Source organism: Gloeocapsa sp. DLM2.Bin57, from assembly GCA_007693955.1.
GTDB lineage: Bacteria > Cyanobacteriota > Cyanobacteriia > Cyanobacteriales > Gloeocapsaceae > Gloeocapsa.
On record RECR01000055.1, the window covers coordinates 1 to 12,937 of the forward strand.

Here is a 12,937-nt window from a genome sequence, read left to right on the forward strand (position 1 = left end):
CTAAGTATTAATTACTACCCCTCCTGACTCCCGACTCCTGACTCCTGACTACTTTTTTTCAGATTACAATTAGAAGTGCGGAATGTCGGTTTAAACCAATTCATTGTCTTGTTAAATATTCTTTTTTGTAGTAAAATTTAAGATAATCTTTAGTGGAACACTAGGACATAACCCTTTGATTTTATCCCTTCTTATCAGGTGCTTTAACCAATAATAATTTTTTAGGACGATTAAAAAACCAATCTTCTAGACTTAAATCTGCCTTTTCAATGTGATAACCCCTACTAAAATAAAGTTGTTGAGCTTGATGATTATCAGCTAAGACGTGTAAAGATAATTGTTCATAACCCCATTCCCAAGCCATTTGTTCACATCTAATCAGTAATTTACGAGCGATTCCTTGACGTCTATAGGCTTGTTTAACGGCTAAATTGGAGATATAAGGGTATTTTGCCCCAATTAAGCTAAAACCAGAACTAGAACGTAAAGCAACCTCTACAGTGGCGATAATCGTCTCGTCAGGAAGAGTGGCGACTAAACAGAGGTAATAGGGGCGATTTGCTTCCAGACGATTGCGCAAATCTTCGTATATACCTAATTTAAATAGGGGATAAAACCAAAATAATAAACCATGAGGAGGATAAAAACTGCTAGTAAGTACGTCAACTATCCCGTGAAGGTCTTTAATAGTTGCTTTACGTACAATGACAGAAGATTTGCTGTTCAAGTTATTTGCCAATATTAAATTCATCAAACTTAATTACGGGATGATCTGGATTAGTGGTGTCAAAACGATAACTACTGAGGTTACCTGTACTAGTATCAAGGATACTAAAGACGGTTATCTCATTACTGGCGATATAGGGTAGAGGTGTACCTGATTCATCGGTTAAGGGTGCAATAGTTGGTACTATAGGCTCTAACCCGTTGGGATTACCTAACGCTGCTGACTCAGAGAGATAATCTCGGGGTTGACGTCTAGGATTATTACCCCAATGGGCACCATAACTATTACCTACATTAGACGATTCTAAGAAATGTAGTTTACTGTTGGAGTCATAAAAGCGATTCCAGAGATGAGAATGACCGTAATAAACTAAATCTACTCCCGCGGAGGTTAATAGAGGGATTAAATCACGAATAATATAATCATTTTCTTGGGGATAGCTGTAAGTGATTGCTTCTAGTTGACCTTCACTGTTATATTGTTTGTGCTGTATGGGAGTTGTATAAGGGGGAACAACGTTACCTCCTAAACTATGGGGGGGATGATGAAACATGACTATTTTATACTTAGCTTGTTGAAAAGCTGTGCTGTTTAATTCGGTTTCTAACCAGCGATATTGTTCGCTTCCTGTTTCTATTGCGCCAAAAATATGTTGACCATATCCCCAAGACTCAGGGTTATCTAAATCAGCGATTTTTTCTTGATATCTTCCTGTTACTTCTGCTGATCTAATTGGCGATCGCCACATATTAGTTACAGACAATACTCCTAACCAAAGGTTACCGAAACTCAAGCTATAATATTTTTGTCCTTCTGGTAAACTAAAAATCTCTTCATAGGTATCAGTATTATAGGTAAAGTTTTTTAACTCAGTTGAATTCATCTCGGGATAGATTCTTGTTGCTTGCTTACGAGGGAAAGAAGCTTTAAACTGTTCATTAAGGTTCATTTCTGCAGCAAATCTTCCCATCACTTCATGGTTACCAACTGCGGTAAAGATGGGGATATGTTGGATTAACTCTCCACCGTGATAAATATGACCTTTGAGTTTATAATTGGCTTTTCCTTGTAAACAGGGGAAAAAAGCGCCACCACGCTGATCATCAAACCATTCTGAAGCGCGATCGGGTATATTTACTAAATCCCCTGCTAAGAAAATACCGTCTAAATCTGTTACTGTTTTTGCTACCTTTTCTAGATTAGCAGCTGTCATGGGCATTAGTTGATGATCTGAGGTTAACAGAATTTTAATATTACTATCCTCTGAGGGTTTAGCGGTTAAACTAAATATCTTACTAGTTACCTCAGAGGTTGAATCTTTACTCACTACTTGATAAGGTAAGCGTTTACCTGAGGTTAACCCTGTCACGACAGCTTCATGACGCCAAATATTTCTAGGGGTAACTTGAGCATAGTTTTGAGTCCAATGGGATTTACTATCTTCAGCAACCTTACTCAATTTAGTTGTGGTTGCTTGAACCTTGTGTTCTAAATTGTTTCCATAGAGAACATAGTGCTCAACACCAACAAATTCTGTAAACCAGACTACATTTACAGTATTGCTAGTAGGAAGTTGTAGAAAAGGATCGCTAAGCATGACTAATTCTGGTAGAGTTGCCATAGCTAGTTTAGCGAGAAAAACAACTACCAGTAGAATAGTTATTAACTGACGAGTCTGACTTTTAAATATTCTGTATTTACTCCTGATTCTCTCACTAAAGCAATTTTGCCTGTTCTAGCGATTTCTCTGATGCCAAATTTTTCTAACATTTTAATAATCGCTACCATTTTACCAGGATCTCCTGCTACTTCGATCGTCAGAGTATCTTCTGAGATATCTACAATACGTGCGCGGAATACTTGAGCTAACTCGATGACTTCTCCTCTATTGTTAGAATTAGCGTTAACCTTGACTAACATCAATTCTCTCTCTACACAAGGAGTTTCTGTGATATCTTGAACCTTGAGAACGTTAACTAATTTATAGAGTTGTTTAGTCAACTGTTCGATGATTTGCTCATCTCCAGGTACTATCATCGTTATTCTAGAGACTCCTGATTGTTCGGCTGATCCTACGGCTAAACTTTCGATATTAAAACCTCTACGTGCAAATAATCCAGCGATTCTGGTTAAAACCCCAGCTTCATCTTCTACCAGAACAGATAATGTGTGTTTCATCCTCAATTAATTACCAAATTATTCCTCTATTTTAACCAATTTACGATAATTTGATTAAATTTTTCGGGACATTCATCATGAGGACAATGTCCAACATTTTCTAACTCTATTAAATCGATACTAGGGTTCAACTCAGCAAATAATTTAGCCAGACTAGGAGGTATGATCCGATCTTGTTTACCCCAAATTAATAAAGTAGGAATAGTCAACGAGGTGAGTATTGGTGCTACTGGTTGACCAAATTGCGGTTGTCGCAAGGATTTAAATAAACTTAAAAAGGCTTGACTAGCATTTTCATCGTAAGGAGGATTAGCGATAATTTCCACTAATTCATCTGTGATTCTCTCTTGATTATAATAAGCTAAACCTAACCAACGTTTAATGACTACTTTACGTCTGACGATGTTAAATACAGCGGTTAATAGGGGTGGAGAAGCGACTAGATTTTCTATTCCTGTGATAATCGGTAATAACCAACCTGGAATGACTTCTTGACGCAAAGAGATATCAGGTAGGGTTAGCATGACCAATCTTTGCGCCATTTCAGGATATTTGGCTACTGCCATTAAGCATACCAGAGAACCAATAGAGTTACCGATGAGAATAACTGGTTGATTAATAACCTCCGCCCAAAAATCGTGTAATTGTTCTACCCATAAATCGATACTATAGTTAGTACGAGCTTTTCTGGATGCTCCAAACCCTAATAAATCTAGAGCGTAAACTCGACGTTTTTCACTTAATACGGGTAGATTGTAGCGCCAATGTTCGATCGCCGCGCCAAATCCATGCAGAAAAATCAGGGGTGCAAGTTCAACCTCTTCTGGCTGTTTGGCTCTAAAATAACTATAACGGATTTGCCAACCTCGCCAAACCCAGTCTCTTTGTTGACCTATTCTTTGATACCAATCGTGCTCCACGCCTTTATAAAACTTTACATTTATTTCTCTTTATCTTAGCGAAAAGTTATAATAAATAGCGATAGTGTACTCACTAGTAGAATAGTAAATAAATCAATTTGAGTAAAACCATCCAAGAACATAATATAAGCCTGTGACAGAAAAAAAACGCTTGCAGCGTGATTTGCCGCAAATTAACGCCAATATCCGCTTTCCTAAATTACGTGTTATTGATTCAGAGGGAGAACAAGTAGGGATTATTTCCCGAGATGAAGCCTTAGATTTAGCCGACGAAAAAGGCTTAGATTTAGTCTTAGTCAGTGATACCGCTGATCCTCCTGTCTGTAGGATTATGGATCATGGTAAGTATAAATTCGAGCAGGAGAAAAAAGCTAGAGAAGCTAAGAAAAAACAACATACTTCTGATGTTAAAGAAGTAAAAATGCGCTATAAAATTGATGAGCATGATTATCAAGTCAGGGTTAGAAGTGCTGAACGTTTTCTCAAATCAGGAGATAAGGTTAAAGCTACGATAACTTTTAAAGGTAGAGAAATTCAACACGCACATTTAGCAGAAGAATTACTCAATCGTATGGCAACAGATTTACAAGAAGTAGCAGAAATACAACAAGCCCCGAAAAAAGAGGGGCGCAATATGATGATGATGCTATCACCGAAAAAATAATTAAAATTCACACTGATTGAGTCTCTCTTGCAGTAATCTAGGGAATTGAGCATAATATCTCTGATTCAGGGGAGAGGGATGAGGAAGGGGAAGTAAAGTAATTTGTCTTTGCTGTTTCCTTCCTTCTTCGTCGGTAGCGGTTAAGTAGATTTTTAATTGTTGTTGATAGCGATCGCTTTGACTAAAAAACTGATTAATTTCACCAGGTTTACCATAGGGAGAAAACCATTTAAAGGCTTCATTTCCTAGGGTAATAATTTGATTTCCTTGCCAATATAATAACAATAATCGCTCTAAAAAAGGTCGAAAACGTTCTTTAACTTTTTGAGTATAGGCTTTATTTCCTGGTGGTTTATAGGGCACAGTATTAGTTAATAAAACCCGTTGACAAACTATCTCTAATTCTTGTTTATTAGCTGCTGCATGACCATAAATAGCCTGATATAAACCTTGACGTACAAGAGTACCTGAAGCTCCGTATAAGGGTTGATTAGCTAACACTTCATCTTTACCTAAATCACGTCCTAAAAAGCAAATAGAACTGTTAAGATTACCTTTAGAGAGAATGGGATAGGTGGGCTCTTTGCCCACACTAGTATAAACTGGTATATCTATGGGAAAACTAGTTTTTTTAGCTTCTTGTTGAATACTAGTTAATAAAGTTTCCAAATTAGACATAATCAGTAAAAGATTCCCTTGGTAGAAAAGATTGAGGACAGGTTTTGTTTTGAAAATCGCAGCGATAGATAACTGGTTTTTGCCAACTTAAGGGTATTTCCAATAAATCTCTTGCTCCTGTAATTCCTTGTCCAACGAATAATAAAAGGGCAAAACAGTTGAGGATAATATGGACATAGCGCCATTTTTGAGAGCGATCTTGATAGATATCTTCAATGATTGCTAAAGAGAAAACCATTAACAAAGCAACAGCTACACCATAATAGTAATGAGACATATACCATTCATTGGTTCGGCGAAATACTCCATCTTGACAACCCAGAATCACTATTCCCATTCCCGTCAGGGTAGCAAAAATAGCGCGCCACATAACTTGTCTTCCCCGATATAAGAGAATGAGAGAAGCTAGGGTAAACAGAAAAACCAACACAATAAAGATAACCTGAAATAAGTTTTCTTCCCAAACTTTTCTACTAATAATGTGGTCAAAAATAGGATGAGCTAAACCAATCAGAGATACAATTACGACGCTACCAGATAACCAGCGTCCAATCTGTACGTGTTCTTTACCTACTACTGGAGGTATTTTACTCTTGTCTCCCTGTTTAGTTTGTAATCGTCTTTGACGAGTTAGCCAAGCATAATAACTAACAATACCTATAATAGGAAAAACCCAAGCAACTGCTAGAGCAGGATGCACTAGAGAAAGGATATCTACGGTATTCATGGTACTAGGATAGCTGATTGTTTGCCCCTATCTTAACAAAGCCATCCTGAATGTTGCCTGAGTTTTTCCTAAATTTTTGCTGAGTTACCCTTAAAGTTTAGAGCCGCATTCTGAACAGAATTTATGCTCGTAGGTGTTATGATAGCCACAGAAGCTACAAACTAAGGTAGCCTGACTTCTAGGAGTTACAGGGATAGGAATACCAATCATTTGAGCGTTGCTCTTACCTGGTGCTACCATGGGGTAACAGTTTTCGTTTTTAGTCACTTGAGCATCAACTAAAACAGGACCGTCATGAGCGAGCATTTCGGCGATCGCCTCGGTTAGTTGTAAGCGATCGCGGATAACCATACCTTTGATTCCATAGGCTTGAGCGAGGAGTTCAAAATCTGGCATTCCTACTTCCATATTAGAAGAAGAGTAGCGCTCACCATAGAAAGTTTCTTGCCATTGACGTACCATACCTTGCCAACCGTTATTAATAATCACGATTTTGGCTTGAATATCATATTGAGCTAAAGTTGCCAACTCTTGCAGATTCATTTGGAAACTAGCATCACCGCTGATACAAATAACCTGCTCATCGGGTAAAGCTACTTTCGCCCCCATAGCTGCGGGTAAACCATAACCCATTGTGCCCAAACCTGCGCTAGAAATCCAGCGACGAGGTCCATTATTGAGAAATTGGGCTGCCCACATCTGATGCTGTCCTACGTCAGTTGTATAGTATGCTTGGGGAGCTTGACGGGCTAATTCAACGATTACCTCTTGAGGGGAGATGCTATCAGGGTGTTTAGGAACAACCAAAGGATATTGTTCACGCCATCTAGAGACTTGTTTGAGCCAAGCTTGGGTTTTTTCATTATTAGCGGGTAAACCTAGTTCTCTGGCTCTTTCTAGGAGTTGTTCGAGTACGTAGCGTACATCTCCCACGATGGGGACTTCGGGGGCGCGATTTTTGCCTACTTCTGCAGGATCAATATCAATATGAATAACTTTAGCATGACAGGCAAACTCATCCAACTTACCAGTGACACGATCATCAAATCTTGCACCTACTGCGATTAACAAATCACAATCAGTAACAGCAAAGTTAGCATAAGCAGTACCGTGCATTCCCAACATCCCTACAGAGAGGCGATGGTTTTCGTCAAAAGCACCAATACCCATTAAAGTGGTAGTCACGGGTATTTGAAAGAGTTCAGCTAGTTGCTGAATTTGAGCGTGAGCATTAGCACTAATTGCACCGCCACCGACGTAGAGTAAGGGGCGATTGGATGAGTCAATATATTCTAAAGCTGCATTAATTTGACGAATATTCCCTTTAACCGTAGGACGATACCCAGGTAATTTCAAAGAACCAGGATTGACGGGGATATACTCACATTCTTCTGTACCTACGTCTTTGGGTATATCTACTAACACAGGACCAGGACGACCTGTACTAGCGATATGAAAAGCTTCAGCTATAATTCTTGCCATATCTTTAGCTTCTCTTACCACATAGGAATGTTTCACAATAGGTAGGGTAATGCCAAATATATCAGTTTCCTGGAAAGCGTCTGTACCAATAGCGGGTCTAGGAACTTGTCCTGTAATTACCACCATGGGTATAGAATCTAGATGAGCCGTAGCGATACCCGTTACTAGATTAGTTGCTCCAGGACCGGAGGTAGCAAAACACACCCCAACTTGTCCTGTAGCTCGTGCGTACCCGTCTGCTGCGTGAGCCGCACCTTGTTCGTGTCTAACCAGGATATGTTTAACATCTCCCCTGGCTTCGGCACGATATAACTCATCATAAATGGGGAGAATTGCTCCTCCTGGATAACCAAAAATATGTTTGACTCCGTGACGCTTGAGACTATCCATCAATGCAAAAGCACCCGTTCTCAGCACAGGCGCTACATCTGAAGCTATATTATGTTCAGGTATTCTAGTGGAAACCATTCTCTTTGATCTTCCTTCGACTTTGTTATTATCTATCTTGACATAGTCTCTGTTTAAGCGCTATAGATTTATCTTGACGGCTGTTCCGTATCTATGGTGATAAGTAAAACGGCTATCAACTTAAGACGGGACAAGCTGGTTAAGACTGGGTTTTCGGTTGTAGGTGCTATTATTGCTAGACATTATACTTGATCAATGCCTTGTCCATGAGTGCCTTCTCTTACATCTCTTGCCTCATTCTTAATTCTTAATTCCTCCTTCTACTATCGGTGCTGCGCTTTGCGCTACTCATTTTCCTCTTCCCTTTTCCCTTGTCAAGTAGCGCTATAATACTCATCCTACATTCCGCACGTCTAATTGTAATAAGCGAGAAAGTAGTCAGGAGGGGTAGTAATTAATACTTAGTGTGCTTTAATTACACTTTAATTCATTTGGCAATCAATATAGAGTTTAGAAAAAATTTTAAGTACTTCTACTGAAAAAACAGGAAAAAACTATGTATTTAAAAAAATATTCAGCACTTCTGAATTGCTGCAATTCTGACTCCTCTTCATACTACTGTTTGAACTGCGGAAAGTGAGCTCATCTAAACAATAAAAATAACTGTTTGGCGTTTCATTAAAATACCAAATCCTAACACAGTTAGAGAACCTAAAATAGTTACGGGTTCTGGAACTGGTACTAAATAGGTGATTGATGTATCAGGACCTGCAGAGAAATTTGCTCTTAATATAATATCTCTTTATAGATCCTGAAAACTCTACCGATTCCCCATCCCGTACATTAGGAATCATTATCTTAGAGATACTCTATACCTTGCAAAAGAATTTAGAAGTTAATCGAAAAACCATAGATACAGAAGAGAGTGAGTTAATCATGAGACTAGCACCATTATATCAAGAAGATAAAGCCAGAGCAAGACAAGAAGGAAAAACTGCAGAAGCTTTAAGTCTAATTCAGCGATTATTAACTAAAAAATTAGGAAATATTAACCCTGATTTAATAACAACAATTTCTCAATTAAATTTAGAATCTTTAGAGACATTAGCCGAAGATTTAATGGATTTTACTAGTCAAGCAGATTTAGAGAATTGGTTGAGAAATATGAGCTCTTAATGGTTATAGGGAATAGATAAAGGCGCTCATGAAAAGTGCCCTAAATAATAGAAAAAACTCTAACTTTTGAGACTATTCCCTGATACCAAAAGAACTGAGGGCTTATTTAACTTAAACCTAGTAATTGTCGTAACAACTTCTGGTCTTCTGTTTTAGCTTTAAAACGACCTTGTTCTAAATCTCTGACCCAACTTTGACTTTTTTTAAGTAATTCAGCTAGTTTTCTTTGACTTAGTCCTTGATTATGTCTAGCTTCAAGTATCTGTTCTGGCGAAAGTACTACTGCACGTTTAGAGCTAGTTTTTCTAGTTTGTTTCTGTTGTTTTTTCTTCTCTAATTTAGTTAGTTTTTCTTGCCATTCTAAGGGTAGTTCAAAGCTAGCTATTTTGGCTTTCATTAATAGTTGCCATTTACCACGCGGACTGATATCGGTTAAGGAGTTATTTTGACTACCATCATTAAGCCAAAATAATAGTGCTTCTTCTGGATCATCGGGAATTTCTCCAAGTTTTGCCCACATTGGTTGTAAGTTATCGGGATAGGTGAGGGTATCAAAAATTGGTTTAATTCCATAGTGATTGAGTACTTCTAAATCACCTTCAAAGGTTTTGATTAGTCTTTTGCGTTGTTCACGCTTGAGATTGGCTTGATTTAGCTTCTCTTCACCGTAGGCTATGCGCATCAAGGTTGGTACTGTGATACATTGTTTATTGCCCATCTTCAGCTTAAACAATAACCATAGCATCATTCTGACTGCTCCTTGATGTTGTTGCCAAATGCTGGTAACCGCTTTGAGCATGAAATAGGGTAATGTACCGTATTGATAAAATGCGGTTTGTTGTCTATAATTATGTTTATTGAGAAAGTATTTAGACCAAAGTCCAGCTTTGATTCTAAAGGCTAATCCAGTAAGATGCTTACAGCCTTGTTCGTCTGTTTGGAAGAAGTGTTTGATTTCGAGCAGATGCCAGATTCTGTCTTCGGCAACTTGAAAAGAGTTTACTCGTCCTTGTCTGGGCCAGTGAATTTCTGCCATAATCTGACAGGGTTGTTGTACTAACGTCTTGATTAGGCTTAGTTTCGTTGCTTTACTAAGGTCTTTTCTTTTGTCTAAACCTAAGTATTTTTCGATTTGGCGATCGCTGATCATAAACTCTTCTTCCCAGGGTTTATCTAAACTTGCTGCATAAGCTGCATAGATTAGATGTAGGGTTGCTGAGCGAATATCGATACTTTCTAGTTGTCTGGTACTAGCTATATATTCACTTGATTCGCTATTTTCTGTGAGTCTTAAAGTGATTGCTCCATTACCTTGTTTGACTTTTCTTTGATAATAGAGGGTTTTATTGGGTTCTTTTTGCCAGGGTAAAACTGTTGCGTTGGTGAGTAGTTTACACCCTTCCCATATCACCATGGCTGAAGCAAAGGGGTTACTAGTTCCATTAGCAAATAAATCAGGACTAGTAGCTATAAATTCTGGTATTTTATAACGTCCTTTTTTGGCTTGTTCAGGTGCAGGACTGTTCGTATTGCAAACAGTTATACACTGTGGTTCTGGATAATAACCTTCACAGTAGTTACAGAGTTCTGGGTCTATTGAGTATTCTCCGTTATCCACTTGAATTGCTCCTGTTGGGCACTGGGGATAACAATTGCCACAAGCAAAACAAGTGTCATTATTAATGGTATAAGACATGATATTTACCTACTAGATCAGAACAGAATGACTACCAAATTTCCCTTTGTTAAATTTTCTTGAAAAAGTTTAAGTTCCGTACATTTTAGATGTCAGATTTTCTTAACTTTTACTCTAAGGGCAAATTCAGTTAATCACGGATTTCTTAATTTAATAAAATCTATCATTCCACAAAGTTTTATAACAGTTTGTTCATACTAACCATTTGAGCTTATTCTTAAGGAAAATTTAATATTTGTCGGATTAGCTGTTAATAATTCCTCTATTTGCTTTTTCCTATAGAAATGATTATCATTTTAATATATAGTCAAAACACTAACTATGAAAAACTTATCTACAGTCTCTATAGGGATTATTGGAGCAGGTCCACAAGCTTTAACATTAGTTACACATTTATTACAGAAGAGAAAACAATGGCGCGATCGCTTAATAGTGATTGATCCTCATGGAGATTGGTTAAGGCAATGGTATCAGCAATTTGCAGCTTTAGAAATCCCCCATTTAAGGTCTCCTGTAGTCCATCACCCTGATCCTCATCCCTATGCTTTAAGAGGTTTTGCGGAGAATCGACCTGATGAATTATTTAACCCCTATGACTTACCAGGTACAAAACTGTTTGAAGATTTTTGCACCGAGGTAGTCAAAAGTTGGGGATTAGAAAATAGAGTTTACCGAGGTAAAGTAATTAAGATTGTACCATGTAGGGGTAATTTTCAGCTATGTTTAACCGATGGAGAGATAATTAATGTTCGTAGAGTCGTATTAGCTACTAATCAAGGTGAGATTCAAATACCTGCTTGGGTGAATCAAATTAAGACGAAATATCCTCAAGATAGATTATTACACTCTCAACAAGTTAACTTAGCTAACTTACAACTAAAAGATGAACACATATTAATTATCGGAGGAGGTTTAACCAGTGGTCATTTAGCCATAGGAGGAGTCAATAGAGGAGCTAAAATAACTTTGATGACGAGAAGAGACTTACAGATAAAACTCTTTGACGCTGATCCAGGTTGGTTAGGACCAAAATATCTCAAAGGGTTTAATGCTGAGTTAAACTGGTATCGACGCTGGGAAATGATTCAACAAGCGCGCAATGGTGGTTCAATAACTCCTAAAATAAGTTGGGAATTAAGAAGAAGTAAAAATGTGGAATTTTGGGAAAATTGTCAAGTAAAGGAAGTACAATGGGAAGAGCATAAATGGAGGGTAATTTGTAGCAATGGTATAGAGAAAGAATTTGAGCGTATTTGGTTAGCAACAGGAACAACATTTAATGTCAAAAATAATCCCTTGTTAACAGAAGTTTTAGAAGCTTATCCTACGGATATTATTCAAGGTTTACCCGTGATTGATCAATATCTACGCTTACCTAAAAGTGAATTTTACTTTATGGGTGCATTAGCAGGGTTACAAGTTGGACCTGTTGCGCGTAATTTAGCAGGAGGAAGAAAAGCTAGCGAAATGATTGTAGAGGGAATGATTAAACATAGTCAGATTGCTGTATGAGACCTTTTTTAGCTATTATTTTAGGAGCAATTCCAGGAGTTTTAAGCAGATATTTATTATTTACATGGTTAAACGATCCTAATTTAGGTAATCTTTATCCTTTTGGTACTTTTTTCGTTAATGTCTCTGGTTGTTTGTTGATGGGATTTATTTCTAGTTTAATGTTAGAACGTTGGAGTATCAATGAAGAAATTCGCTTATTGTTGACTACTGGTTTTTTGGGATCTTATACCAGTTTTTCTACCTATGAATTAGACTCTGTTAAAATCTTACTAGAAAGTAATTGGATTAAGGAGGGTTTATATTGGATTGGTACTCCTTTAATGGGGATTATTAGTTTTAGTTTGGGGACAATTTTAGCGAAAAGATTCGATTAGTCTAAACAGCAAGATTCCTGATTCAGCAGCAAGAAAACCGAGAATTAAGGTACTTAAAGAATATTTTACCGCTAGTTGATATTGTTGCGATCGCCATAAATTCATGGTATCGAGAATATAAGAAGAAAAGGTGGTATATGCACCTAAAAAACCTACTAAAATTAACTTATCCCAAGGAAAAAATACAAACTCTTTTTGATATAGCCAAGTAGCTGAACAACCAATTAAAAACGTTCCTGTTATGTTAACAAATAAGGTACCATAAAAAACTCTATAATTAAAATATCTGGTTGCTAGCAAAATAACATAATAGCGCAGGAGAGCACCGATTATTCCACCGAGGACGATCGCTGTTACAATCAAGATGTTTATTTTAAAATAGTCACATTGAT

14 protein-coding genes are annotated in these 12,937 nt (G+C 37.5%); 4 read left to right on the plus strand and 10 right to left on the minus strand.

Features of this window, described 5'->3' with window-relative positions:
* Positions 1 to 181 precede the first annotated feature (181 nt).
* Genes EA365_05175 through EA365_05190 form a run of 4 tightly spaced genes read right to left on the minus strand, consistent with a single transcriptional unit; the run spans position 182 to position 3,825 of the window.
* The gene (locus tag EA365_05175; GenBank protein TVQ46400.1) at positions 182 to 751 is read right to left on the minus strand and encodes a GNAT family N-acetyltransferase; all 570 of its coding nucleotides are present in this window, start codon (positions 749 to 751) and stop codon (positions 182 to 184) included.
* Positions 729 to 2,348, minus strand: coding sequence for a metallophosphoesterase (locus EA365_05180; protein TVQ46401.1), 1,620 nt, complete (start codon positions 2,346 to 2,348; stop codon positions 729 to 731). Before EA365_05180 ends, EA365_05175 begins: the two co-directional genes overlap by 23 nt.
* A gap of 41 nt (positions 2,349 to 2,389) precedes the next feature.
* Complete coding sequence (gene ilvN / locus EA365_05185) at positions 2,390 to 2,905, minus strand: acetolactate synthase small subunit (protein ID TVQ46402.1); 516 nt, start codon at positions 2,903 to 2,905, stop codon at positions 2,390 to 2,392.
* Between the two features lie 26 nt (positions 2,906 to 2,931).
* A complete protein-coding gene (locus EA365_05190; protein ID TVQ46403.1) occupies positions 2,932 to 3,825 on the minus strand; it encodes an alpha/beta fold hydrolase in 894 nt (297 codons plus the stop codon).
* Positions 3,826 to 3,958: 133 nt separating this feature from the next.
* On the opposite strand from EA365_05190, the gene EA365_05195 reads away from it, so the two are divergent.
* Positions 3,959 to 4,489 carry a translation initiation factor IF-3 gene (locus EA365_05195; protein TVQ46404.1) on the plus strand — a complete coding sequence of 177 codons (531 nt, stop codon included), beginning with the start codon at positions 3,959 to 3,961 and terminating at the stop codon, positions 4,487 to 4,489.
* Here the strand turns inward: EA365_05195 and EA365_05200 are convergent, their stop codons facing one another.
* The 4 genes from EA365_05200 to EA365_05215 form a co-directional block, all read right to left on the minus strand.
* A complete protein-coding gene (locus EA365_05200; protein ID TVQ46405.1) occupies positions 4,490 to 5,167 on the minus strand; it encodes a uracil-DNA glycosylase in 678 nt (225 codons plus the stop codon).
* Positions 5,160 to 5,894 carry a DUF4079 domain-containing protein gene (locus EA365_05205; protein ID TVQ46406.1) on the minus strand — a complete coding sequence of 245 codons (735 nt, stop codon included), beginning with the start codon at positions 5,892 to 5,894 and terminating at the stop codon, positions 5,160 to 5,162. The genes EA365_05200 and EA365_05205 overlap by 8 nt, the downstream gene beginning before the upstream one ends.
* 90 nt (positions 5,895 to 5,984) lie before the next feature.
* Entirely contained in the window at positions 5,985 to 7,844 is a 1,860-nt protein-coding gene (ilvB, locus tag EA365_05210) for a biosynthetic-type acetolactate synthase large subunit (protein TVQ46407.1), read from the minus strand.
* Positions 7,845 to 8,430: 586 nt separating this feature from the next.
* Complete coding sequence (locus tag EA365_05215) at positions 8,431 to 8,580, minus strand: PEP-CTERM sorting domain-containing protein (GenBank protein TVQ46453.1); 150 nt, start codon at positions 8,578 to 8,580, stop codon at positions 8,431 to 8,433.
* A gap of 80 nt (positions 8,581 to 8,660) precedes the next feature.
* Between EA365_05215 and EA365_05220 the strand changes: the two genes are divergently transcribed.
* The gene (locus EA365_05220; protein ID TVQ46408.1) at positions 8,661 to 8,960 is read left to right on the plus strand and encodes a DUF4351 domain-containing protein; all 300 of its coding nucleotides are present in this window, start codon (positions 8,661 to 8,663) and stop codon (positions 8,958 to 8,960) included.
* Positions 8,961 to 9,066: 106 nt separating this feature from the next.
* On the opposite strand, the gene EA365_05225 is transcribed toward EA365_05220, so the two are convergent.
* Complete coding sequence (locus EA365_05225; GenBank protein ID TVQ46409.1) at positions 9,067 to 10,656, minus strand: transcriptional regulator; 1,590 nt, start codon at positions 10,654 to 10,656, stop codon at positions 9,067 to 9,069.
* Between the two features lie 321 nt (positions 10,657 to 10,977).
* On the opposite strand from EA365_05225, the gene EA365_05230 reads away from it, so the two are divergent.
* Positions 10,978 to 12,168, plus strand: a complete 1,191-nt coding sequence (locus EA365_05230; GenBank protein ID TVQ46410.1) for an FAD-dependent oxidoreductase — start codon at positions 10,978 to 10,980, stop codon at positions 12,166 to 12,168.
* Positions 12,165 to 12,545: a fluoride efflux transporter CrcB gene (gene crcB / locus EA365_05235; protein TVQ46411.1), complete on the plus strand. Its 381-nt coding sequence runs from the start codon at positions 12,165 to 12,167 to the stop codon at positions 12,543 to 12,545. The genes EA365_05230 and crcB (EA365_05235) overlap by 4 nt, the downstream gene beginning before the upstream one ends.
* On the opposite strand, the gene crcB (EA365_05240) is transcribed toward crcB (EA365_05235), so the two are convergent.
* Complete coding sequence (gene crcB, locus EA365_05240) at positions 12,525 to 12,911, minus strand: fluoride efflux transporter CrcB (protein ID TVQ46454.1); 387 nt, start codon at positions 12,909 to 12,911, stop codon at positions 12,525 to 12,527. The two genes, crcB (EA365_05235) and crcB (EA365_05240), sit on opposite strands and share 21 nt — an antisense overlap.
* Between the last annotated feature and the right edge of the window lie 26 nt (positions 12,912 to 12,937).

Coding starts and splice junctions, on each gene's coding strand:
- EA365_05175 (TVQ46400.1), bottom strand. CDS start 751: ATGAATTTAATATTGGCAAATAACTTGAACAGCAAATCTTCTGTCATT.
- EA365_05180 (TVQ46401.1), bottom strand. CDS start 2,348: ATGGCAACTCTACCAGAATTAGTCATGCTTAGCGATCCTTTTCTACAA.
- ilvN (TVQ46402.1), bottom strand. CDS start 2,905: ATGAAACACACATTATCTGTTCTGGTAGAAGATGAAGCTGGGGTTTTA.
- EA365_05200 (TVQ46405.1), bottom strand. CDS start 5,167: ATGTCTAATTTGGAAACTTTATTAACTAGTATTCAACAAGAAGCTAAA.
- EA365_05205 (TVQ46406.1), bottom strand. CDS start 5,894: ATGAATACCGTAGATATCCTTTCTCTAGTGCATCCTGCTCTAGCAGTT.
- ilvB (TVQ46407.1), bottom strand. CDS start 7,844: ATGGTTTCCACTAGAATACCTGAACATAATATAGCTTCAGATGTAGCG.
- EA365_05225 (TVQ46409.1), bottom strand. CDS start 10,656: ATGTCTTATACCATTAATAATGACACTTGTTTTGCTTGTGGCAATTGT.
- EA365_05230 (TVQ46410.1), top strand. CDS start 10,978: ATGAAAAACTTATCTACAGTCTCTATAGGGATTATTGGAGCAGGTCCA.
- crcB (TVQ46411.1), top strand. CDS start 12,165: ATGAGACCTTTTTTAGCTATTATTTTAGGAGCAATTCCAGGAGTTTTA.